Here is a 21,798-nt window from a genome sequence, read left to right as displayed (position 1 = left end):
CCATGACCGCTCGGCTCTCCTTCAAAGGCATCGCGCATCAATATGATGTGCAGCTGGCACTCCAGGATCTCTCCCTGGACGTGGCCGCTGGCGAGGTCGTGTGTCTGCTTGGACCTTCGGGGTGTGGCAAGACAACGACGCTGCGCATCGCAGCAGGCGTCGAGCGCCCGACGACCGGCCGCGTTGAAATCGACCAGACAGTCGTGGCGGGACCCGGCGTGTTTGTGCCACCGGAAAAACGCGGTGTCGGCCTCATGTTCCAGGACTATGCGCTGTTTCCGCATCTCACGGTGCTGGACAATGTGAAGTTCGGTCTGCACCAGCAGGCCAAGGACGAACGCGAGCCGATTGCGCTGCGGGCTCTGGAAGGCGTCGGCATGACACGCTACGCCCACGTGTATCCCAGCGTGCTGTCAGGCGGTGAGCAGCAGCGGGTGGCGCTTGCTCGTGCCATGGCACCGGGTCCGCGCATCATGCTGATGGATGAGCCGTTCTCAGGCTTGGACAACCGTTTACGCGACAGCGTGCGGGACGAAGCCCTGTCACTGATTGATCAGTCAGGTGCCAGCGCATTGCTGGTGACCCATGATCCGGAAGAAGCCATGCGCATGGCGGATCGCATCGCGCTCCTGCGCAAGGGAAAGCTGGTGCAGGTGGGCACGCCACAGGAGCTCTATTATCAGCCCGTGGATGCGGAGGCCGCTGCCTTCTTCAGCGATGTAAACCGCTGCGCAGGCACTGTCGAAGGTGGGCTCATCACCTGTCCGCTTGGGACATTTCCAGCTCCAAACATTGCCGACGGCACGCAAGTAGACATCGTGCTGCGTCCCACCGCCATCGAACTTGGCAGCGGCGGGGTCGGTGTGGCGGCTATTGTCCGCCGGGCCCGCTTGCTGGGTGAGGAAAGCCTCATTGAGATTGAGGTCGACGGTCACGATGGCCTTGTTCACGTTCGCGTACGCGGTGCCTGGCTGCCGGCCGAGGGCACCAGTGTTCGGGCCGCAGCAGCCCCTGAGCGCGCCTTGATTTTTGCTGATAATGCGCTTGTTTCAGGTGGCGAGAGCACAGTTAACCGTCAGCGGTGACATGCGACCTTGCAGGTTGCCGCACTGCAAACCATCTGAAACACTAGTGTTCTCTTGAATTCATTAGGTTTTCGCCCCTTTTTGGCGGCTTGTTGGGAGTTTTTCATATGGGACTGAGCATCTGGCAGATCCTTATCGTCGTCGTGCTGGTCATTCTCCTTTTCGGCCGTGGCAAGATTTCTGATCTCATGGGTGACGTGGCCCAGGGCATCAAGAGCTTCCGCAAGGGCATGAGCGATGACGATGCCGGCACCACTTCGGCTGGAAAAACGATCGAAGGCGAGAGGGTTGACGGCAACGCTACCGCGGATGCCAAAGACACGGCACAGCGCGAAACGCTAAAGAACTAGACCCGTGTTTGATATCGGCTGGTTCGAGCTCCTCATACTCATGGCACTTGCCGTCATCGTGGTGGGTCCAAAAGACCTGCCCAAAATGATGACGACCGTTGGCCGGTATGTGGCCCGTGCCCGGTCCATGGCAGCAGAATTTCAGCGTGGCTTTGAGGACCTGGCAAAGGAAACCGAGCTGGAGGAACTCAAGCGCGAAATCGATCGCGTGGGCGAGGGGGACATCATGTCCTCGCCACCGCCCATTCGTCCGAATGAGGACGAAGACACATCAGCAATACCCCCCAAATCTGATGACGCAGGCAAAACCGTTGCGACTGGAGAACGCGGGTGAGCGAACGCGACGGCACAGATGACATTGAGGCCAGCCGGGCACCATTGCTGGAACACCTGATCGAGCTGCGCACGCGCCTCATCAAAGCACTGATTGCTTTCGTCATTGCCTTTTGCGTCACGTTTTACTTTGCCGAAGACATTTACGCCTATCTCACGCAGCCCCTGGCGGATGCCTTGTCCGGCGACCCCGGCCGCCGCCTGATCTACACAGCTCTGCAGGAAACATTTTTTACCTACATCAAGGTCGCGATGTTTGCGGCCCTGTGCCTGTCGTTCCCCTATGTTGCCGGGCAGGTGTGGCTGTTCATTGCGCCGGGTCTTTACCGCGATGAGCGCGGAGCGTTCCTGCCATTCCTCGCGGCGACGCCCGTCCTGTTCATTCTGGGCGCGTCGCTGGTGTTCTATTTCATCATGCCGATGGCAACCGAGTTCTTCCTGGGCTTTGAAACGACCGGCGGTGATGGCGCCTTGCCCATTCAGCTGGAAGCCAAGGTGAATGAATACCTGTCTCTCGTGATGACACTGATTTTTGCGTTCGGTCTCGCCTTTCAATTGCCCGTGCTCTTGATGTTGATGGGGCGGGCCGGGCTTGTGTCATCCCAGGGTCTGGCGAAGCAGCGCAAATACGCGATTGTCGGTGCGTTTGCCGCTGCAGCCATCCTCACGCCGCCGGATCCCATCAGCCAGATCGGCCTGGGTGTTCCGATTATCCTGCTCTACGAGATTTCCATCATCGGCGTGCGCATCATTGAGAAGAGACGCGCGGAAAAGCAGGCTGCAGAGGCTGGAAACGAGGCGGTCTAAACGGCTTCTGGACCGGTCCGGACCTGCATCGTATAGAGGGGCAAGACCTTAGGTTTTCTGCCCCTCGAAAGATTCGCTCCTATGCATGACGTCAAATGGATACGCGACAACCCGGACGCTTTTGACGCCGGGTTGGCCAAGCGCGGCGTGGCACCTCACGCGGCTGATGTTCTGAAAATTGATGAGGAGCGCCGGGCGCTGATCTCGGAACTGCAGGACGTCCAGTCGCGGCGCAATGATGCATCGAAAGCCATCGGAAAGGCCAAGGCACAGGGCGACGATGCCGGGGCGCAGGCACTGATTGATGAAGTCGCAAAACTGAAAAGCGTCATTCAGGACGGCGAAGACCGTCAGCGCCAGTTCGATGAACGGATCGAGGCGGTGCTGTCCGGTCTCCCGAACATGCCGCTGGATGATGTGCCCGTGGGTGAGGACGAGGATGGCAACGTCGAGGTCCGCAAACACCTTGAGCCACGCCAGCTCAATTTTGAGGCCAAGGAGCATTTTGATCTGGGCGAGGCCGGTGGCCTCATGGATTTCGAAACGGCGGCAAAACTGTCCGGTGCCCGCTTTGTGGTTCTCAAGGGCCAGTTGGCCCGGCTGGAGCGCGCGCTGGCGAATTTCATGCTCGACCTGCACACCACGGAGTTCGGCTATACGGAAGTGGCCCCGCCCATGCTGGTGCGCGACGCGGCGATGTATGGCACCGCGCAGCTGCCAAAGTTTGTCGACGATCAGTTCAAGACCGGCGCGCCGGATGATGAGGATGCGCACTGGCTCATTCCAACCGCTGAAGTGCCCCTGACCAATCTGGCCCGCGAAGCCATTCATTCAGAAGAAGAGCTGCCGCTTCGATTCACAGCCTTCACCCAGTGTTTTCGCAAGGAGGCAGGGTCTGCAGGTCGCGACACGCGCGGCATGATCCGTATGCATCAGTTCGCCAAGGTTGAGCTGGTCAGTATCACGACGCCGGAAACGTCAAATGATGAACATGAGCGCATGACCCAATGCGCTGAAGAAGTTCTCAAACGGCTGGAGCTGCCGTTCCGGACCATGGTGCTGTGCACAGGCGACATGGGATTTGGGGCGCGCAAGACCTATGACCTTGAAGTCTGGCTGCCGGGTCAGGGTGCCTATCGCGAGATTTCATCCTGCTCGCAGTGTGGCGACTTTCAGGCCCGCCGCATGGCTGCGCGCTATCGGCCGACAGGTGAAAAGAGCACGCGGTTTACGCACACCCTCAATGGCTCCGGTTTGGCGGTGGGCCGCGCCATGGTTGCGGTGCTTGAGAACTATCAGCAGGCCGATGGGTCTGTCACAATTCCTGATGTATTGAAGCCCTATATGGGCGGCATCGAAACTCTCGAACTGGGTGCCTCAGATGCCTGACAAGCTGCGGATTGAAACGGCAGAGGGCAAGAAACGTCCTTTGCGTATTCTGTGTACCAATGATGACGGCATTCATGCGCCGGGTCTCAAGACACTTGAAAAAATTGCCAAGGAGCTTTCCAGCGACATCTGGATTGTAGCACCTGAAACCGAACAGTCCGGTGCCGGCCATTCACTGACGCTGGCTCATCCGCTGCGCGTGCGCAAAATCAAGCGGCGCAAATTTGCGGTGTCGGGGACACCAACCGACTGCGTGTTGATGGCCGTCAAGCATCTGATGCTTGAGACCCCGCCGGATCTGGTGTTGTCCGGCGTAAACCGCGGTCAGAACATCGCTGAAGACGTCACATATTCCGGCACCATTGCGGCAGCCATGGAGGGGACCGTTCTAGGTGTACCGTCCATTGCGCTCAGTCAGGCCTATGGGTTTGAGGGCCGCGAGAAAGTGAAGTGGGCGACGGCTGAGCACCATGGAGCCGCGCTTGTGTCCAAGCTCGTGGAGATGGGCTGGCCCAAGGACGTCCTCATGAATGTGAACTTCCCTGACGTGCTGCATACAGCCGTTGAGGAAGTGGAGGTCACCGTTCAGGGCAAGCGTGACCAGAGCAATGCGCTGATCGATACGCGCATGGATGCGCGCGACACGGCTTATCACTGGCTGGGTTTCCAGAAGGTGTTGTCCAATCCCCCGGAGGGCACTGATTTACGGGCCATCTATGCCGGTCGCATTTCGGTGACGCCTCTGCACATGGACCTCACACACAAGACAACGCGGCGGGCCATGGCCAAGGAACTGGGTGGCACACCGCCCAAATCGGTGACACCGGCGACCTGGACCTCACATGACAGCTCCAGTGGGCGGAAATCTTCCAAGTGAGTGATGCAGACTACGATCCCTCCCGGATTATCCAGCTGATCATGACGCTGCGCCGTCAGGGCATCACGGATGGTGCGGTTCTGGGGGCGGTCGAGCGCACGCCGCGCGAGGTGTTTGTGGAGCGGGCCTTTGAAGGCCAGGCCTATGAGAACAATGCGCTCCCCATCGAGTGCGGGCAGACCATCAGCCAGCCTTACATCGTCGCCTTCATGACCATGAAGCTGGACGTCAGTGATCGCATGAAGGTGCTGGAGATCGGCACGGGCTCGGGCTATCAGGCCGCGGTGCTGGCACGGCTGTGCCGTCGGCTATACACCCTTGAGCGATATCGCACCCTGCTGCGAGAAGCTGAAACGCGGTTTGACAAGCTGAACCTCACCAACATCACGGCCAAGGTCGGGGATGGCACAAAAGGCTGGCCGGAACAGGCCCCGTTTGACCGTATCATCGTCACCGCGGCGGCCCCTGTTGTGCCTGAAGCCCTTGTGGGGCAGCTCAAAACCGGCGGAATCGCCGTGGTTCCGGTTGATGTTCCCGTGGCCGATGGCGGTGGGCAGCTTCTGGTCAAGCTCACCAAGACCGATGACGGATTTGACCGCGAAGACCTGATCCCGGTGCGCTTTGTACCGCTTGTTGACGGTGTTGCGCGCGAGCTTTAGGGCGCCCTTACTGCGCCAAAATCTCCCGGTTTTCCGCGCTGTTTGTGTGGCGGTGTGTTTTTTCCGGCCACCATCCAGTCTTCATTAACCAAATAACCCGAGACTGCGCATCAGATTGACTGCGCGGTTGCGCCTTGTGCATGGGGCCGTCCTCGCAGATCCAGACGAATTTGGGATACGAGACGATGTCGGTTTTTTCAGCTCTCACACGACCGCTCAAGCGAGATCGCGACAGCCGTGGCGCGTCCCGGGCGATTTCGATTGCCGTGCTGCTGACCGCCGGCCTTGCCATCCTTGGCGCGTGTGCTGCGCCCTCAAGCTATCGTGGTGCGCCGCAGGCGACCTATGGCGGCAATCGGGCGGTGGCTGTCGAGCCTTACCAGATCACTGTGAAATCCGGCGAGAGCCTCTCCATTCTGGCGGAGCGCCACAATGTACCCATGCGCGCTCTGGCCAAGGCCAATGGTGTGTCCAAGCCCTACACAATCTACAAGGGCCAGAAGCTGACGGTGCCTGTGCCGCGCACCCACAAAGTGCGCCGCGGCGACACGCTGTCTGAGATTGCTGAAAAATACGACACCTCAACGCGCCAGGTAGCCACACTCAATCGCAAGAACAAGCCTTACCCGATCTATGTGGGTGAGCGTCTTCGCGTGGGGGGCTGGATGCCTGATGACGGGCGGGGGAATACCCGTCGTCAGGCCGCTCCCGCACCGCGCAAGCCAAAAGTCGTCGCTTCCAATGTGCCGACACCGTCTGCACGTCCGGCCCGGGGCGTTGCCACGCCGCGCGCCAAGCCACGCATTGCAGAACCACCAGCGCGGGCGGGGCGTTTTGTCTGGCCGGCGGAAGGGCGCATCATTTCAAGCTATGGCCCCAAAGAGGGTGGCCTGCACAATGATGGCATCAACATCCGCGTGCCACGCGGCACTCCGGTCGCCGCTGCCGACAATGGTGTTGTTGCCTATGCAGGCAATGAGCTGAAAGGCTATGGCAACATGGTTCTCGTGCGTCACCAGAACGGCTACGTCACAGCCTACGCGCACAACTCTGAGCTTCTGGTCAGCCGGGGCGACATCGTTTCCCGCGGACAGAAGATTGCATCATCGGGCTCATCCGGCGGTGTGACTGAACCTCAAATTCACTTTGAAGTTCGCCGTGGTGCAAAAGCTGTGAACCCGATGACCTATCTGGGTAACAACGTCGCGTCCCGCTAGAGAGACCTAGCTTTCCAGCTTCTGCCCGAGCTTGCCCGCCAGTTCCTGAATGAACTGCCAGGCAACGCGACCTGACCTGCTGCCGCGGGTATTGGTCCACTCAATGGCTTGCGCCCGAACATCCGTCCACGGAGCATCAAGGGAAAAGTGTTCGCAATATTTGCGGATCATTTCCAGATACTCGTCCTGGCTGCAATGGTGAAATCCAAGCCAGAGACCAAACCGGTCTGACAACGACACCATTTCCTCAACGGCCTCGGTCGGGTTGATGGCGCGCTGACGCTCATTGTCCACCATGTCGCGCGGCATCAGGTGACGGCGGTTCGATGTCGCGTAGAACAGGACATTGTCCGGACGCCCTTCAATACCCCCTTCAAGCACCGCCTTGAGTGACTTGTAGCTTGTGTCCGCCTGATCGAATGACAGGTCGTCACAGAAAACCAGAAACTGCCTGTCCGCATCCCGCAGCAACGTCATGAGCCGGGGCAGGGTGGAAATGTCTTCGCGATGGATTTCAACCAGCGCAAGTCGTCCTGGCACCTCTGCGGCCACCTTGGCGTGCGCTGCCTTTACAAGGGAGCTTTTGCCCATTCCCCGCGCGCCCCACAGCAGCGCGTTGTTGGCGGGCAGGCCGGCAGCAAAGCGGCGGGTGTTTTCCAGCAAAATGTCCCGCAGGCGGTCAATCCCCTGCAACAGACCAATGTCGACGCGTGAGACATGTGCGACGGGTTCCAGCCGCGCGTCTTCGCCCATCCAGACGAACGCATCGCAGATATTGAGGTCCTGACCGGGACTGTTTGCCGGCGACTTTTCTTCCAGCGCACGGGCAATCCGGTCGAGTAGAGGCACGATCTGGTCGAGGGTCATTTGTCGGGGGCTGCCATCCGCCATACCGGGTTTGATTCTCCTGCTGTCACGCTCACGCAAATCTGATCCTACCAGTTCCCATCAAATGGGCGAAAAACCGCAAGAAACCAAGGGTCTAAAGAAGGGTTCCGGGCTGGTTTTCAAAGGCATTCCGCCTCGTTATAGTCCGCCCGCAGCAGACCTGACACCACAGACGGTGTCCTTGAGGTTCTGCCCCCAGTTTTTGATTTCCCTGCATCGGAGACCTTGATGCTCATTACCCCGGCTTATGCGCAGACGGCGGGCGGCAGTAGCGACTTTCTCGTTACGATTTTTCCGTTCATCCTCGTTTTCGCAATCATCTACCTGCTGATCCTGCGTCCACAGCAAAAGCGCATCAAAGACCATCGGGCGATGGTCGAAGCGGTGCGTCGCGGCGACACTGTTGTTACGGCCGGTGGTGTCATCGGCAAGGTCACCAAGGTCCTTGACGACAGCGAAGTCCAGGTGGAGATCGCAGAAGGCACGCGTGTTCGCATCCTGCGCAGCACGCTCTCTGATGTTCGCTCCAAGACCGAGCCTGCGCCCAAAGAAGCAACCAAAGATGCCCCCAAGGCAGCAAATGACGAGGACGCCAAGTCGTAGCCGGCATGTTTGCCGCCCACGCATGGCGCTTCTGACGGAGAAGCTCTGAATGCTCTATTTCCCCCGGTGGAAATACACCCTGATCGCCATCACCTGCGTGCTCGGCTTTCTGCTGTCTGCGCCGAACCTGATTTCCAAGGATGCTCTGTCAGAGCTGCCGGACTGGTTCCCGTCCAATCAGGTCAACCTCGGCCTTGACCTTCAAGGCGGCGTGCATCTGCTGTTGCAGGTGGATGTTGAGACGGTACTGAGCGACCGGCTTGAAGCCCTGGAAGACGACGTGCGCGTGACGCTGCGTGAAGCGCGCATTGGCTATACGGGCCTCAGTACAGCTGATGAGCGGGTGACCGTGCGTATCCGCAATGCTGAAGAGGTCCAGCGGGCATCTGATCTCCTGTCCGAGCTGTCATCCCCCATCAATGCCAATGTGTTCTCGGCGGTGCCTGAAAGCGACATTGATATTGAAGTGACCGGCAGTCGCATTGGGCTGACCTACACAGAGACGGCCCGCTTGCAGCGGCTGCAGAGTGTTCTTCAGCAGTCCATCGAAATTGTCCGCCGCCGCATTGACGAGTTGGGCACCAACGAACCGATCATTCAGCGTCAGGGAGCTGATCGTATTCTTGTACAGGTCCCAGGCTTTGATGATCCCCAGCGCATCATCGATATCATTGGTCAGACGGCGCAGATGAACTTCCACCTGGTGGACACGTCTGTATCGGTGGTTGAAGCCATTCAGAACCGTCCACCCGCCGGGTCGATCGTGTTGCCCCTCATTGATGGGTCAGGCGGGTCTGTTCTTATTCGCCGTCGCGTCATGGTGTCAGGCGAAAGCCTCATTGATGCACAGCCAAGCTTTGACCAGCAGACAAACGAGCCTGTCGTGTCGTTCCGGTTTGATGCATCCGGCGGCAAACGGTTTGCCGATGTGACCCAGGCCAATGTGGGTCGGCCCTTTGCCATCGTCCTCGACAATCAGGTGATTTCCGCACCCGTCATCCGGCAGCCAATCCTTGGCGGCAATGGTCAAATCAGCGGGGGCTTCTCCATTACGGAAGCAAACGACCTGGCCATCCTTCTGCGCGCTGGTGCCTTGCCTGCACCCCTATCTGTGCTTGAAGAACGGACCGTGGGTCCGGGCCTGGGTGCGGACAGTATTGCTGCGGGTGAAGTCGCAGCGGCCATCGGCTTCATCGCCGTTATCTGCTTTATTCTGATCGTGTACGGACTGTTTGGTGTGTTTGCCAATGTGGCGCTCATCATCAACGTCGCGCTTATCTTCGGTGGCCTGTCGCTGTTGCAGGCGACGCTCACGCTTCCAGGCATTGCAGGCATCGTGCTAACGATCGGTATGGCGGTTGATGCCAACGTGCTGATCTTCGAGCGCATCAAGGAAGAAGTGCGCGCGGGCAAGACACCGATCAATGCCATTGACGTTGGTTACTCGCGGGCGCTGGGCACCATCATCGATGCCAACATCACCACCTTCATTGCTGCTGCCATCCTGTTCCAGATGGGCTCAGGCCCCGTGCGCGGCTTTGCCGTGACCCTGGCCATCGGCATCATCACCTCCGTGTTCACGGCCTTCACCGTGACGCGGCTATTTGTTTCGATCTGGCTCAAGAGCCGCCGGCCTTCTGAAGTGCCGCTTTAAAGGGCCAACGGGAAAACAATCATGCGCAAGCTCAAGCTCGTTCCAGACGATACACACATTCCCTTTCTCGGCATGCGCTTCATTGCGCTGGCCGTATCCACGGCAATGGTCCTTGGCTCGTTCGCCATGGTCATCATTTTCGGTCTGAACTTCGGCATCGATTTTCGCGGCGGCACGATGATCGAGATTGGCACCGAGGAACCAGCAGATATCGCGGACCTGCGAAACCGCCTTGGCGGGCTGGGACTTGGCGAAGTCCAGATTCAGGAGTTTGGCGCACCGACCGACGTGCTGATCCGGATTGAAACACAGCCGGGCGGAGAAGGGGCACAACGTGGCGCCATCCAGACCGTGCGCGATGAGCTGGGCGACTCCGTTGAGTACCGCCGCGTGGAAGTTGTTGGTCCAACTGTCTCCGGGGAACTGATCGAGGCGGGCGTGCTCGCCATCATCCTCGCTGTGGGCATGATGCTGGTCTATATCTGGTTCCGGTTTGAATGGCAGTTCTCAGTCGGTGCTGTCGTGGCGCTGGTGCATGACGTGGTGATTACGCTTGGGCTGTTTGCCGTGCTCCAGCTTGAGTTCAACCTGTCGATCATTGCCGCCCTGCTGACAATCGTCGGCTACTCCATGAACGATACCGTGGTCGTATATGACCGTGTGCGCGAGAAACTGCGCAAATACAAACGCATGCCGCTGGCCGAATTGCTGGACCTGGCGGTCAACAAGACCCTGTCGCGTACGGTGATGACCTCTGTGACCACATTGCTGGCCCTGCTGTCGCTTTACATCTTTGGTGGGGAAGTGATCCGCGGATTCACCTTCGCGATGATCTGGGGCATCATCATCGGCACGTACTCATCCATCTTTGTCGCGGCACCCCTGCTGCTTTGGCTGGGTGTCAAGCGTGACTGGTCAGGCGCAGGCGCCGGGGAACCGGGCCAGGCGGCCAAAAGCGCAAACTAAAGACCGATTTGCGCGCATTTGGGCATCTTCCCTTGGCATGGGTTACCGGCGTAACCTGTGCGCGACGAGTCGACGCATCACTTTGGCGACAACGCTGGCATCAAACGCCCGGCGGATAGCCTTATATGTGCGGCACACCAGCATCATAGGAGGACTTGGGGATGGCTGGAATTCTCTCAAATCTGCGCAACACCATAATTGCAGGCTTCTTGCTCGCACTGGCGCTTTGCATTTTCTACATCTACGGCCAATACAGCGCGTCTGAACATTTTGCGGATGCGCTTGGCTCACAGGCATTTTGGGCCTTTGTTCTTCGGTGGGCACACGTGTTGTGCGGCATCATGTGGATCGGCCTGCTGTACTATTTCAACTTCGTGCAGATCCCGAACATGCCGAACATTCCCGACGAGCAAAAGCCTGCCATCGGCAAGGTCATTGCACCGGCTGCTCTTTGGTGGTTCCGCTGGGGTGCCATGGGCACAATCGGCTTTGGTATCGTTCTGGCTGCCCTCAACGGCTACCTGATCGAAGCCTATCTGCTTGGCTTCACGGATGGTGGCGCCAGCACGATCATCGGCATTGGCATGTGGCTTGGTACCATCATGTGGTTCAACGTGTGGTTCATCATCTGGCCAAACCAGAAAGTGGCTCTGGGCATTGTTGACGCCCCGGCCGAAGACAAGCCGAAGGCGGCGCGGACGGCGATGCTGTTCTCACGCACCAACACCCTGCTGTCCATCCCCATGCTCTTTGCGATGGTGATCAATCAGAACGCGTTCTAGTTCAACGCTCTGACAACAAACACAAACGGCGCTGCCTCACTTCGAGGCAGCGCCGTTTTTCTTTGCCTTAAGCACATGAACCAATCAGGAAATGGCTGCGTAGTTCTCTGCTGCAAATTCCCAGTTCACCAGTTTGTCCAGATAGGTCGAGATGTAATCGGGACGCTTGTTCTGATAGTCGAGATAGTAGGCGTGTTCCCAGACATCGATTGTCAGAAGGGCGATCGCGCCATGGGCAAGAGGCAGATCAGCATCATGGGTGCTCATGACACTGAGCTTTCCGTCCTTGTCGGAAACCAACCACGCCCAGCCGGAGCCAAATTCCCCTGCCGCCGCCTCTGAAAACTGAGTCTTGAAATCGTCGAACGACCCAAAGCCGCGCTTGATGGCATCGGCGAGTTTTCCTACCGGCTCGCCGCCGCCATCGGGGCTCATGGAATTCCAGAAGAATGTGTGGTTCCACACCTGCGCGGCCTGATTGAACAGCTTCTTCTTGGAGTCATCACCTTTGGCAGCGGCAATGATGTCTTCAAGGCTCTTGCCCTCAAGGTTCGTGCCGTCGATCAACCCGTTGAGGGTATCGACATATTTCTGGTGATGTTTGTCGTGGTGGAATTCAAATGTCGTCTTCGACATATGCGGTTCAAGCGCATCATGGGCATAGGGCAGGTCGGGGAGGGTGATGGTCATGAAGAATGCTCCTGAACTCGATTACTTTGGCGGCGTCGCCACAAATGGCGCGCCAATGACTGGTGAATTTCCGTCTATGCACTACCTTGTGCGCGTGACGTATTTATCAAGGATCCACGGGCGTGTCTGACGCAGAAACTTCTCTTTTGCCGGTCGCAGTTTCCGAGCAGCTGCGCCGCACCGACAGCGACCGTTTTCTGTCAGCGCTGTTTGCGCCTGCGGAGTCGCGCCCGCATCTGTTTGCGCTCTACGCCCTTGATCAGGAGTTGAAGCGCATTCCCGGGCTGGTATCAGAACCGATGCTTGGCGCCATCCGGTTTCAGTGGTGGCGCGATACCATTGGATCCATCTACCAAGGTGAACACCCGGGCCATGAACTTGTTCCGTCGCTTGCTGCCGCCATTGAGGCCGGGTCGCTTCCTGCAGAGGGGTTTCACAACTGGCTTGACGCGCGGGAAGACGAAATGAGCGAGCTTCCGTTTGCTGATCTGGCCGCCATGGAAAGCCACGCGCGGCGGGCTGAGGGCAGCATCATGACCATGGCTGGCACAATCCTTGGCACAGCCGATATGGCCGACAAACTGTCTGGGTTCGCCGCTGCCTACGGATTGGTTGAAATGCTGAAACGATTTGGGTCCGCGGCAGGAAACCAGATCGCGCTGCTTCCCGCAGACCACATTGCCGGGCAGGAAGATGCACTTTTCTCAGGCCGACTGACGCCGGAGATAACACGTGCCTTCAGCGATGTGGCGTTTCGCGCCCATTCGCTATTGGAGACCACGCGAAAGGACCCGACTGCACGGGAAGTCCTGCCTGCCGGATTGCACGCGGGCCTGGTGCCGGGCTACGCACGGATGTTCACCCACTCGGGATTTGATCCGTACCGGAGCGTGCCGGAGATCCCGGCCTATCGCCGACAGATATCCCTGATGGCCAGGGCCATGCGCGGACGCATCTAGATTTTGCGTGGATTACTCGGCGGCCAGTTTTGTCCCGAACCAGCCTTCGATGTCGGATTTGGCGCGGTCAGTGTAAGCGCGCTTGCGGGCAGGCTTCTTTGCCTTGCCGCGGACGCGCTTTCCATCTTCACCTCTGGGGTGTTCCACGGGCGGGAACAATCCAAAATTGACATTCATCGGCTGGAACGACCCTTTGCCTGCATCAATGTGCCCGCCGGTAATATGGCCGAGCAATGCGCCCAGGGCTGAGGTCTGCGGCGGCGGTGTCAGTCTTTGGCCGAGCGCTTCCGCTGCGGCGAAGCGTCCAGCCAACAGGCCGATGGAGGCACTTTCGATGTAGCCCTCGACGCCGGTGACCTGACCGGCAAAGCGCAGGCGCGGCATGACCTTCATGCGCAACTCTGCATCCAGCAGCTTCGGGCTGTTCAGAAACGTGTTGCGATGGAGACCGCCCAGACGGGCAAACACTGCGTTCTCAAGTCCGGGAATGGTTCTGAAAATCCGCGACTGTTCCCCGTGCCGCAGCTTCGTCTGAAACCCTACCATGTTGTAGAGCGTACCCAGCGCATTGTCCTGACGTAGCTGGATGACAGCGTAAGGCTTCACATCGGGATTGTGCGGGTTGGTCAAGCCGACCGGTTTAAGCGGCCCATACCGGAGCGTCTCGCGCCCGCGTTCCGCCATCACTTCGATGGGGAGGCAGGCTTCAAAGTACGGGGTGCTGGCTTCCCATTCCTTGAAGTCCGTTTTCTCACCTTCAAGAATGGCATCGAGGAAAGCGTTGTACTGCTCTTCATCCATCGGGCAGTTGATGTAGTCCGCGCCCGTGCCGCCGGGGCCGACCTTGTCGTAGCGCGACTGGAACCAGGCTTTGTCCATATTGATGGAATCGAAATTCACGATGGGCGCGATGGCATCGAAGAATGCCAGCTCGTCCTCACCGGTCAGCTTCTGAATGGCCTTGGCCAGATCCGGCGAGGTGAGGGGCCCCGTGGCCACAATCACGCTTTTCCAGTCTTCCGGCGGCAGGCCCGCAACCTCCCTCCGGTCAATGGTCACCAGCGGGTCCGCCTCAAGGGCAGCCTCCACGGCTTGCGAAAATCCGTCTCGGTCTACCGCCAGTGCCCCGCCCGCCGGCACCTGATTGGCGTCGCCTGACTGCATGATGAGTGACCCGCCACGCCGCAACTCATAATGCAGCTGTCCAATGGCGCTGGACTCATCGTCATCAGACCTAAAGGAGTTGGAGCAGACGAGCTCCGCCAGTCCGCCGGTCTGATGGGCATCGGTGCCACGTTCCGGGCGCATTTCATGCACCACCACGGGGACACCCGCGCGGGCAATCTGCCAGGCCGCTTCAGAACCAGCGAGGCCGCCGCCGATAACGTGTATGGGGTCGATTTTGCTCATGGCGGAGACTTAAGGCAGGCCAAGTCCCGCTGCAAGGTTCTTGATGTCGTGCGGACGTCCGACTTTGTCCGCCTTTCAGATTGGCTGGCCTTACGTTCCATTTACCCGTATACGTTGTTTCGGGTGCCTTGGGACAGTTAGAGAGCCCTTGGAGTGTAGCGTGATGAAGTCGATTACAGGCCTTGGGTTGGCCCTTGTGACTGCCGCATCGTTGTATGCCGCAGGCCAACCAGCGCACGCATTGTCAGCCTGCAACATCAAAGGCATTGAGCTTTTTGGCGAGGTGAGCGTTGTCGCAGCCAATGCCGACCTGACAGTGGAGATTGTTCCCGGTGGCGGTGATCTTAAGGTCCAGTGGGTCAATCGGCATGCCAACCAATGCGGCGAATGGCGACGGGTTGGCCTTGGCGCGGACTTCACGATCCAGATTGTTCCGTCTGGAGGTGAACTGAAAATCCAGGAAGTCACCAGCGGAGCCGGGCTCTAGCAACCGGTTTAGTTGGACGGTTCAGCCAGCGCCGCCAATTCGCCTTCGTCCCCCAGATAGCCATCCCAAGCGAACCAGAAAGCAATGTGACCGGGCATGCGGTGAAACACCGTTCCGTCAGGTCCTGAAAGGCCACCTTCTGACACCGCCCAGTTTCCATTCTCATCTGCCAGCACAGACGGGTCATCGGTCTTGCTGAAGACACGGCCATCCGTGCGATAGGCACGGACCGTGCGCGTTGCGGCATTGCCAATCAGCGTGACGGGTACCACGCCCGCCATGTCATTGAGGACGGCGCCACCTTCAAAGGCTGACAAACGCCAGGCCTTTTCGGCGCCCGACCCGCGCAGGGCAAACACATAGTCCTTTGGCTGCAGTGCTGCTTCATCAACAGGCGCGGGGAAAATCAGATCCGGGCTGTTGAAATAGTCCGCGTAGGGCGCACCGGGTGTGTAGTTGCGGTCGTAGCCCGTGTTCAGGGACAGAACCCTGGTCTCAGGATGGCTGCGCCGCCAGTCCCCCCATGTGGTGATGGTCACGGGGCGGGTCTTGAGCTCAATACTGGATCCGGTGAGATCGCCCACCACAGGACGACCGGTGAACTGGTTCCACAGGCTCTGCGTTTGGTGATCATACATCAGCTTGTTTGACCGATAGAGCAGGCCGGAGGACCCAAAGGTCAACGGCGTGTCACGGCCCTCCACGACTGTCTCGAACAGGATGCCCGATCCACACAGGGTGCAATAGGCAAGGCTCACCGGCACGCCACCGACCACGTCGTTGAACATCTCGTGCCAATCCATGATGCGGAGCGGATAGGCCCTGACGTCACCATTGATCTCGACACCGAACACCAGTTCATCGTCGGTCAGATAATCGGCTTCACTTTCGGTCACCAGTTCCGGATTGGTGAGCGCTGGAATACCGTCCTTGAGAACACCACCCCACACGGCTTCCCACAGGGCGATGTTGTGAGCAACGCCGGGATAGATGAAGCCATAGAAGTTCGGGTCGATCTGCGCGAGCAACAGCGCGCGGCTTTCGTCAAACCCATCAAAAGGTACGAGATCATCCTGTTGCTGAAGCCACTCCATCCATTTGAACCAGCTGTCGCCATGATCAACACCGGTGATACTGCTGGCAGCGACGCCCAGGGCAGGGCGTAGATTTCGGTGGAACCGCATGGCCTGCACCAGGGCAAAAACACCATCCGGGTTCTTGCGTTTGATGAAGTAATCAATCGCATCTGTCACGGCACGCGGGTTGTCGGACACAAGGTCAATCGCCCGGGACACGGGTTCCGACCTATCACCGCGCACATCCTGTGCGTGAGCAGGCAGAACGACGAGGCCGGCGGCGACAATAGTCGCGAACAGGGTGGACGAGATGGACTGGACTAAGCTGGACATGAAAACGGCACCGTTGAGTTTGGGATACCCCGACTCAACGGTGCCGCGTTTGCTTTGGCCGTGCACGTCAACACCGCACACAATCATGTGAGAGGTGCCGGGGGTGTGAGGGCCTGAAGTGTAAGGCGCTAGCTCCAGACCGGCGGCCGCTTGTTCGCCCATGGCTGTGCCTGTTCAAGCTGACCGGCCAAGCGATAGAGCGTTGCTTCGTCGCCGTAGCGCCCTGTGAACATCATGCCCAGCGGCAGATTGTCCTTCGACCACCACAGGGGCAATGACAAGCTTGGCTGACCGGTAAAGTTGAACGGCGGCGTGAACGGGAAGACCTTCGCCTGCCGCTTGTTCACTTCCTTGGGTTCCAAAGTGACTGGATCAATGAAGCCAATTTCGGGTGGCGGCGTGCCCATGACCGGGCACAGATACGCGTCAAACGGTGCCAGGTTGTGCAGGATCTGCCGCGACAGCTTGCGCAGTGTCCGCCATCCCCAGAAGGCCTGCGGTCCGGAAATGCGTTCGCTGGCTTTCAGGATCTGCCAGGTCAGTGGCTCCAGTTCTTCCGGTTCCGGCTGGCGTCCCAGCATCTCAGACCGCTCCATCATCGCGGCGGCAAAGTTGGACGCTGAAACGGCCCCCTGCGCGCGATAAAGCGTGCGGTAGTCAACACCGAGACCTTGCTCCACCACTTCGTGACCAAGTTCCTTGAGAAGTGCGACCGTCTTTTCAAACGCCGCCGCGTTCTCTTCGTCGATGGGCGCGTTGCTTGGTGTCTCCATGGAGCACGCGATTTTAAGTTTGCCCGGAGTGCGGCTTACTTCTTCGAGAAAGGGCCGCTCATAGGGAAGCGGCGGGTAGGGGCTGTCTGGCTCCGGGGCGCACGTGGCATCCAGCATGGCCGCACTGTCGCGCACGGTGCGTGTGACCACATGGTCCACGGAGAACCCCATTGCGCGTTCTCCGTCCTCGCCGGAATCCGGATTGCGGGCACGCGTGGTCTTCATGCCGACAAGACCGCAACAGGCCGCTGGAATACGGATAGACCCCAGACCATCCGAGGCGTGGGCCATGGGGACGATGCCGGCCCCCACTGCGGACGCCGCACCACCGGATGACCCGCCGGCGATATGATCCGGGTTCCACGGATTACGGCATGGGCCGAGGCGGGCGGATTCACTGGTGCCCGTAATGCCGTATTCCGGCGTGTTGGTCTTGCCAACAAATACCAGCCCGGCTTCGCGGTAGCGCTTGGCGAGAATGCTGTCTTCAGTTGGAACGTAATCGCGCAGGTAATGCGAGCCGGACGTCGCCGGCCAGCTGGCAACCTTGACGCCCAGATCCTTGATCAGGAAAGGCACCCCCTTGAAGGGACCGTCGGGCAGATCCCCCTTTGCCCATTCACGGGCATCGTCATAGCCCTTGTAGACAACCGCATTGAGAGCCGGATTGTGCTGCTCAATCCGGTCGATGGCCGCGTCCACTAGTTCAAGCGGTGTCACTTCCTTTTTGGCGACAAGTTCAGCAAGGCCGACGCCGTCATAGTCTGCATACGCATCAATGGTCATGTTGTGCTTCCTAATTCCAGATTGGCGGGTGACGGTCGATCCATGGCTGCGCCTGCTCAAGCTGCGCAGCAATGCGGATCAATGTAGCTTCATCGCCTGCACGGCCGGCAAAATGGACTCCCACGGGAAGTCCATCAGGTGTCCAGTGCAAAGGCAGGGAAATGGCCGGCTGACCCGTCGCGTTCTCGATAGGTGTAAACGGTACATAATCGAGGATCGGCTCAAAGGCCTTCTGCGGGTCCCCTTCATTGATGTCCACGGTTCCGATGCGCAGGGGCGGTTCGCCAAGCGTCGGCGTCAGCCACAAATCATATTCATCATGCCATTGGGCAATGCCGCGGCTCATGATCTGAAGCATGGCAACAGCGTTCAGGTAGTCGGCTCCTGAAATCTGCTTGCCAGCTTCCCACAAGCCGATAGTCAGCGGTTCAAGATCACCCTGATTTGGCGTTTTGCCGAACAGCACGTTCTGCACTTCAATCTGCTGGGTTACGCCTGTCGCCCAGATCGCCATGAAGGCTTCCTGCATCATGTCGTTGTCCAGCGGCGGTGACGCTTCCTCCACATGATGGCCGAGGCTTTCCAGAAGCTTGGCGGTGTTTTTGACTGCCGTTGCGCATTCCTCATGAACGGCACCACCGCCGGGCGTCTTGGTGGTGAATCCGATACGCAGGTTGCCGGGGTGCGTGCCCACATCTTCCGACCAGATGCCGTCATGATGCGGCGCAAAATAGGGGTCACCGGGCTCGGGACCGGCGGCGATATCCAGAGCAACCGCCGTGTCACGGACCGTTCGGCTGACAACAAGGTCCGTCGTCAGGCCGGACATGGCGTCGCCGATCATCGGCCCCTGTGGAATGCGGGCTCGGCTTGGCTTCAACCCCACCAGTCCGCACGAAGATGCTGGAATACGAATAGACCCGCCGCCGTCATTGGCATGGGCAAGCGGCACAATGCCTGCAGCGACGGCAGCCGCTGACCCACCGGACGAGCCGCCGGGCGTATGATCCGGGTTCCAGGGATTGCGGGCGGGGCCATAAAGGGCACTTTCGGAAACGGGCAGAAGGCCGAACTCCGGCACGTTGGTTTTGCCGAGAGGGACAAGACCCGCTGCCAGAAACCGCGTGGTCAGAGTGGAGTGCGTCGGAGCCGGACTTCCGGCAATAAAACGTGAGCCGTACTGGGTGGCGACGCCTTCAAAGTCGCCCATGATGTCCTTGAGAAGGAAGGGCACACCGGCGAAGGGGGCTGCTGCGTCGCCCTCATCAATATCACCGGCAATCTGGCGGCCCTGATCGGCCATGTCCGTCACGACCGCATTCAGGGTCGGATTGTGTTTCTCGATCCGGCTCAGGGCTTCCTCAGTCAGTTCGCCCGCCGTCACCTCTCTCTTGCGCACGAGTTCGGCAAGGCCAACCCCATCATGCGCCGCGTAATCATCAATCGGCATTCACATGTCCTCCCAGATACAATTTTTTGTTGGGAGATACGCTACTGGACCATCAGGCGAACGGGAAGGGCGGTGTTCCCTCAAATTCAGGCTCGCTGAGCTGCGGCGTCCCGCTTGGTTTCCACAGGGGAGCGGTCAAGGTTGCACGGCGACGGACATCAGCAGCATCGCTGGAAGACTGTTGCTGGCTGGCATTGGCAACCGTCACCACCTCGCCACTGATCTGGTCACCGGTCAGTGTGAGCACCACATAGCCATGGGCATTGGTGTCCAGATATTTGATGTAGGGATTTGCCGTTTCGCTTTCCAACCATCCGCTCAGCGTATCGCTGCCTGTATAATTCATCGCCAGGGACGCCCTGACGCCATGCATGAGTGTGAGGTTGAAATTTTCAAGCATCTCACCATTGGGGCCGTCGGCGACGACCATTGGCCGGAAGGCGTTTCCGGGGTCACGGGTGAAGCTCTCTGCGCCTGAGAAAAAGGTGAAAGAGGAGATGCCACATGTGGCGAATTCCAGCGCCGCGCCATCAGGTGTCTCGGCATCCGGGTCGGTCGTGAGAATTGCAGCACCGTGCATGTGATAATCGCCGGCGCAGGAGACGACACCTGCTATGCCTTCGTCTTTCACAAAGGACATCAGCTCACGCAACTCGCCGGGATAGCCGTTCCATGCATCGGTGCCCAACACCGCGTCCGGTAGGTCCTGAAAGGGAATAGACGACAGGTCGAGGCGCATAGGCATGGCGGGGATCGAGTTTGCCCAAAGTTTCCAGGATGCGCTGCTGCCTTTGAGCGTTTCCTTGAACCACTTCTTCTGGTCTGTGCCCAGGATGGACGCTGCGGGTTTGTCCGCACGCGGATTGGGCACGTCGCCGTCCTTGCCGGCGAAAAACGCCGGTGGCGCTCCATTGGACGCATCACGCCCCTCATCAAGGGCACGGATGATATCGGTGGGCGGCGCAGGCGCGCCGATGGCTTCTTCGAGGGCCTCGTCCATGGGCTGGGGTGACCGATAGCTGCGCGTGTCGGTCACGACAATGGAGGCGGTCTTGCCCCATTCCAGACTGCGGTAGATCGTCAAAGACGCGAGGGCGGAAAGGTTGTTGGGCTCGTTCAACAGGTAGCCATCGCCGGGCTCACCACCTGCTGCGTCTGACACGTTGGTTGGCTTGAAGTCATGAGCCGGACCATCAAGGCGCGCGGGCATGTATTCAAACCATGCCTGATTGGCCGAGACCTTGCGCTCCTGCGCCGGGCCCGTGCCACCGGTATAGGTGGCATAACTCTGCCAACTGTCATTGGTGAATTCGTGGTCATCCCAGGTGCAGATGAACGGCCAGCGGGCGCGGGCGGCCTGCAGGGCCTCGTCCTCAAGATAGCTCTTGTACAGATGCCGGTAGTCCGTGACCGTGACCGCGAAGGTGCGGCCACTGGGCAGGGTCGCACCGTCCGGGAACGGCGCAATCCGCCGCGCGGCGTCAAGGCCCGCCGGCAGGTCCGGGCTGGTTTCATAAATGAAGTCACCCAGATGCAGGACCGCGTGTATCTGATCTTCAGGTTGCGCGGCTTCATCGTCACTGACCATGCGTGCCCATGCACCAAAAAATCCCTGCTCATAGTTCTGGCACGAAGCCATGGCGATGCGCAGGGGAGCCTCCGCGCCGGCGGCAGGTGCGGTTCGTGTGCGGCCAAGTCGGGAGACATCACCCGCGGTTGTCAAAAACCGGTAGTAGTACCAGCTGTCCGGGTCGAGACCGGTCACGCTCACCCGAACGGTGTAGTCCTGTTCCAGCGATGCTGACACGGGCTGGTCCACGACAACGGTGGCAAACGTTTCATCCGCCGACACCTGAAGGGTCAGGGACAGCGGGCGTGCGGACTTGTCCAGCGGCGTGGCGCGCGTCCAAAGAATGGCACCGTCCGATGACGGATCAGCTGACGCCACACCATGGGTAAACAGTCCGCGTCGACCAGCGACCGGTGCCACGCTTTCCTCGGTTGCCTCTTGCGCACGGGCCGGGCGCAGTGTGGGCAGAAAACCGGATCCTGCGGCAGCTGTCACGAAGCAGCCGGCCGTCGCCCCAAAGCGGCGCATGAACTCACGGCGGGTGGAGTGGGACCTGGACGTCATGACGCTACCTCAGCTGGTTTTGGTTTTTCTTATCGAAGGAGTGCAACACCGCAGTGTCAAGTGGAGCCCTGTCGATCAACAGGTCTCCAC

General features: G+C 59.3%; 21 protein-coding genes. 14 read left to right on the top strand and 7 right to left on the bottom strand.

Features of this window, described 5'->3' with window-relative positions:
- Positions 1–2: 2 nt before the first annotated feature.
- The 8 genes from BN1012_RS07005 (at position 3) to BN1012_RS06970 (ending at position 6,717) form a co-directional block, all read left to right on the top strand.
- The gene (locus tag BN1012_RS07005; RefSeq protein ID WP_043949078.1) at positions 3–1,085 is read left to right on the top strand and encodes an ABC transporter ATP-binding protein; all 1,083 of its coding nucleotides are present in this window, start codon (positions 3–5) and stop codon (positions 1,083–1,085) included.
- Between the two features lie 107 nt (positions 1,086–1,192).
- Entirely contained in the window at positions 1,193–1,435 is a 243-nt protein-coding gene (locus BN1012_RS07000; protein ID WP_043949077.1) for a twin-arginine translocase TatA/TatE family subunit, read from the top strand.
- A 4-nt stretch (positions 1,436–1,439) separates the two neighbouring features.
- Positions 1,440–1,769: a Sec-independent protein translocase protein TatB gene (tatB, locus tag BN1012_RS06995; RefSeq protein ID WP_145973434.1), complete on the top strand. Its 330-nt coding sequence runs from the start codon at positions 1,440–1,442 to the stop codon at positions 1,767–1,769.
- A complete protein-coding gene (gene tatC, locus BN1012_RS06990) occupies positions 1,766–2,575 on the top strand; it encodes a twin-arginine translocase subunit TatC (protein ID WP_043949075.1) in 810 nt (269 codons plus the stop codon). Before tatB ends, tatC begins: the two co-directional genes overlap by 4 nt.
- An 81-nt stretch (positions 2,576–2,656) precedes the next feature.
- On the top strand, positions 2,657–3,964 hold the full coding sequence (gene serS / locus BN1012_RS06985; RefSeq protein WP_043949074.1) for a serine--tRNA ligase: 1,308 nt from the start codon (positions 2,657–2,659) through the stop codon (positions 3,962–3,964).
- 40 nt (positions 3,965–4,004) lie between these two features.
- Positions 4,005–4,841, top strand: a complete 837-nt coding sequence (gene surE / locus BN1012_RS06980) for a 5'/3'-nucleotidase SurE (RefSeq protein WP_043950751.1) — start codon at positions 4,005–4,007, stop codon at positions 4,839–4,841.
- Entirely contained in the window at positions 4,838–5,500 is a 663-nt protein-coding gene (locus BN1012_RS06975) for a protein-L-isoaspartate(D-aspartate) O-methyltransferase (protein WP_275450968.1), read from the top strand. Before surE ends, BN1012_RS06975 begins: the two co-directional genes overlap by 4 nt.
- Before the next feature lie 185 nt (positions 5,501–5,685).
- Complete coding sequence (locus BN1012_RS06970) at positions 5,686–6,717, top strand: M23 family metallopeptidase (protein ID WP_052534732.1); 1,032 nt, start codon at positions 5,686–5,688, stop codon at positions 6,715–6,717.
- A 6-nt stretch (positions 6,718–6,723) separates the two neighbouring features.
- Here the strand turns inward: BN1012_RS06970 and BN1012_RS06965 are convergent, their stop codons facing one another.
- Complete coding sequence (locus BN1012_RS06965) at positions 6,724–7,608, bottom strand: ATP-binding protein (RefSeq protein ID WP_043949073.1); 885 nt, start codon at positions 7,606–7,608, stop codon at positions 6,724–6,726.
- 225 nt (positions 7,609–7,833) lie between these two features.
- Here BN1012_RS06965 and yajC point away from each other — a divergent pair, with 225 nt between their 5' ends.
- From yajC to BN1012_RS06945, 4 genes are all read left to right on the top strand, one after another.
- Positions 7,834–8,208, top strand: coding sequence for a preprotein translocase subunit YajC (gene yajC, locus BN1012_RS06960; protein ID WP_043949072.1), 375 nt, complete (start codon positions 7,834–7,836; stop codon positions 8,206–8,208).
- 49 nt (positions 8,209–8,257) lie between these two features.
- Complete coding sequence (gene secD, locus BN1012_RS06955; protein WP_043949071.1) at positions 8,258–9,862, top strand: protein translocase subunit SecD; 1,605 nt, start codon at positions 8,258–8,260, stop codon at positions 9,860–9,862.
- 21 nt (positions 9,863–9,883) lie between these two features.
- Entirely contained in the window at positions 9,884–10,828 is a 945-nt protein-coding gene (gene secF / locus BN1012_RS06950) for a protein translocase subunit SecF (RefSeq protein ID WP_043949070.1), read from the top strand.
- A 161-nt stretch (positions 10,829–10,989) separates the two neighbouring features.
- Complete coding sequence (locus tag BN1012_RS06945) at positions 10,990–11,610, top strand: urate hydroxylase PuuD (RefSeq protein WP_043949069.1); 621 nt, start codon at positions 10,990–10,992, stop codon at positions 11,608–11,610.
- Between the two features lie 84 nt (positions 11,611–11,694).
- Here BN1012_RS06945 and BN1012_RS06940 read toward each other — a convergent pair whose 3' ends face one another.
- Complete coding sequence (locus tag BN1012_RS06940; protein ID WP_043949068.1) at positions 11,695–12,300, bottom strand: superoxide dismutase; 606 nt, start codon at positions 12,298–12,300, stop codon at positions 11,695–11,697.
- A gap of 122 nt (positions 12,301–12,422) precedes the next feature.
- On the opposite strand from BN1012_RS06940, the gene BN1012_RS06935 reads away from it, so the two are divergent.
- Positions 12,423–13,259 (top strand): phytoene/squalene synthase family protein, encoded by an 837-nt coding sequence (locus BN1012_RS06935; RefSeq protein ID WP_043949067.1) that lies wholly within the window; start codon positions 12,423–12,425, stop codon positions 13,257–13,259.
- Positions 13,260–13,271: 12 nt separating this feature from the next.
- Here BN1012_RS06935 and trmFO read toward each other — a convergent pair whose 3' ends face one another.
- Positions 13,272–14,669, bottom strand: a complete 1,398-nt coding sequence (trmFO, locus tag BN1012_RS06930; RefSeq protein WP_043949066.1) for a methylenetetrahydrofolate--tRNA-(uracil(54)-C(5))-methyltransferase (FADH(2)-oxidizing) TrmFO — start codon at positions 14,667–14,669, stop codon at positions 13,272–13,274.
- A gap of 163 nt (positions 14,670–14,832) precedes the next feature.
- Here trmFO and BN1012_RS06925 point away from each other — a divergent pair, with 163 nt between their 5' ends.
- Positions 14,833–15,156 carry a 7(1) septoil knot domain-containing protein gene (locus tag BN1012_RS06925; protein ID WP_052534730.1) on the top strand — a complete coding sequence of 108 codons (324 nt, stop codon included), beginning with the start codon at positions 14,833–14,835 and terminating at the stop codon, positions 15,154–15,156.
- An 8-nt stretch (positions 15,157–15,164) separates the two neighbouring features.
- Here the strand turns inward: BN1012_RS06925 and BN1012_RS06920 are convergent, their stop codons facing one another.
- Genes BN1012_RS06920 through BN1012_RS16765 form a run of 4 tightly spaced genes read right to left on the bottom strand, consistent with a single transcriptional unit; the run spans position 15,165 to position 21,708 of the window.
- Positions 15,165–16,727, bottom strand: a complete 1,563-nt coding sequence (locus tag BN1012_RS06920; RefSeq protein WP_197538345.1) for a DUF3179 domain-containing protein — start codon at positions 16,725–16,727, stop codon at positions 15,165–15,167.
- Positions 16,694–18,124: an amidase gene (locus tag BN1012_RS06915; RefSeq protein ID WP_043949065.1), complete on the bottom strand. Its 1,431-nt coding sequence runs from the start codon at positions 18,122–18,124 to the stop codon at positions 16,694–16,696. Before BN1012_RS06915 ends, BN1012_RS06920 begins: the two co-directional genes overlap by 34 nt.
- Before the next feature lie 10 nt (positions 18,125–18,134).
- Complete coding sequence (locus BN1012_RS06910; protein ID WP_043949064.1) at positions 18,135–19,574, bottom strand: amidase; 1,440 nt, start codon at positions 19,572–19,574, stop codon at positions 18,135–18,137.
- A 52-nt stretch (positions 19,575–19,626) separates the two neighbouring features.
- Positions 19,627–21,708: an alkaline phosphatase D family protein gene (locus tag BN1012_RS16765; RefSeq protein WP_081826264.1), complete on the bottom strand. Its 2,082-nt coding sequence runs from the start codon at positions 21,706–21,708 to the stop codon at positions 19,627–19,629.
- Positions 21,709–21,798 lie beyond the last annotated feature (90 nt).

It is taken from the genome of Candidatus Phaeomarinobacter ectocarpi (genome assembly GCF_000689395.1).
Classification (GTDB): Bacteria; Pseudomonadota; Alphaproteobacteria; order CGMCC-115125; family CGMCC-115125; genus Pyruvatibacter; species Pyruvatibacter ectocarpi.
This window is presented reverse-complemented; position numbering and strand designations above follow the sequence as displayed.

Excerpts from the sequence above, each read along its gene's own strand:
- BN1012_RS07005 (WP_043949078.1), top strand. The coding sequence starts at position 3 with ATGACCGCTCGGCTCTCCTTCAAAGGCATCGCGCATCAATATGATGTG.
- BN1012_RS07000 (WP_043949077.1), top strand. The coding sequence starts at position 1,193 with ATGGGACTGAGCATCTGGCAGATCCTTATCGTCGTCGTGCTGGTCATT.
- serS (WP_043949074.1), top strand. The coding sequence starts at position 2,657 with ATGCATGACGTCAAATGGATACGCGACAACCCGGACGCTTTTGACGCC.
- BN1012_RS06970 (WP_052534732.1), top strand. The coding sequence starts at position 5,686 with ATGTCGGTTTTTTCAGCTCTCACACGACCGCTCAAGCGAGATCGCGAC.
- BN1012_RS06965 (WP_043949073.1), bottom strand. The coding sequence starts at position 7,608 with ATGGCGGATGGCAGCCCCCGACAAATGACCCTCGACCAGATCGTGCCT.
- yajC (WP_043949072.1), top strand. The coding sequence starts at position 7,834 with ATGCTCATTACCCCGGCTTATGCGCAGACGGCGGGCGGCAGTAGCGAC.
- secD (WP_043949071.1), top strand. The coding sequence starts at position 8,258 with ATGCTCTATTTCCCCCGGTGGAAATACACCCTGATCGCCATCACCTGC.
- secF (WP_043949070.1), top strand. The coding sequence starts at position 9,884 with ATGCGCAAGCTCAAGCTCGTTCCAGACGATACACACATTCCCTTTCTC.
- BN1012_RS06945 (WP_043949069.1), top strand. The coding sequence starts at position 10,990 with ATGGCTGGAATTCTCTCAAATCTGCGCAACACCATAATTGCAGGCTTC.
- BN1012_RS06940 (WP_043949068.1), bottom strand. The coding sequence starts at position 12,300 with ATGACCATCACCCTCCCCGACCTGCCCTATGCCCATGATGCGCTTGAA.
- trmFO (WP_043949066.1), bottom strand. The coding sequence starts at position 14,669 with ATGAGCAAAATCGACCCCATACACGTTATCGGCGGCGGCCTCGCTGGT.
- BN1012_RS06925 (WP_052534730.1), top strand. The coding sequence starts at position 14,833 with ATGAAGTCGATTACAGGCCTTGGGTTGGCCCTTGTGACTGCCGCATCG.
- BN1012_RS06920 (WP_197538345.1), bottom strand. The coding sequence starts at position 16,727 with ATGGGCGAACAAGCGGCCGCCGGTCTGGAGCTAGCGCCTTACACTTCA.
- BN1012_RS06915 (WP_043949065.1), bottom strand. The coding sequence starts at position 18,124 with ATGACCATTGATGCGTATGCAGACTATGACGGCGTCGGCCTTGCTGAA.
- BN1012_RS06910 (WP_043949064.1), bottom strand. The coding sequence starts at position 19,574 with ATGCCGATTGATGATTACGCGGCGCATGATGGGGTTGGCCTTGCCGAA.
- BN1012_RS16765 (WP_081826264.1), bottom strand. The coding sequence starts at position 21,708 with ATGACGTCCAGGTCCCACTCCACCCGCCGTGAGTTCATGCGCCGCTTT.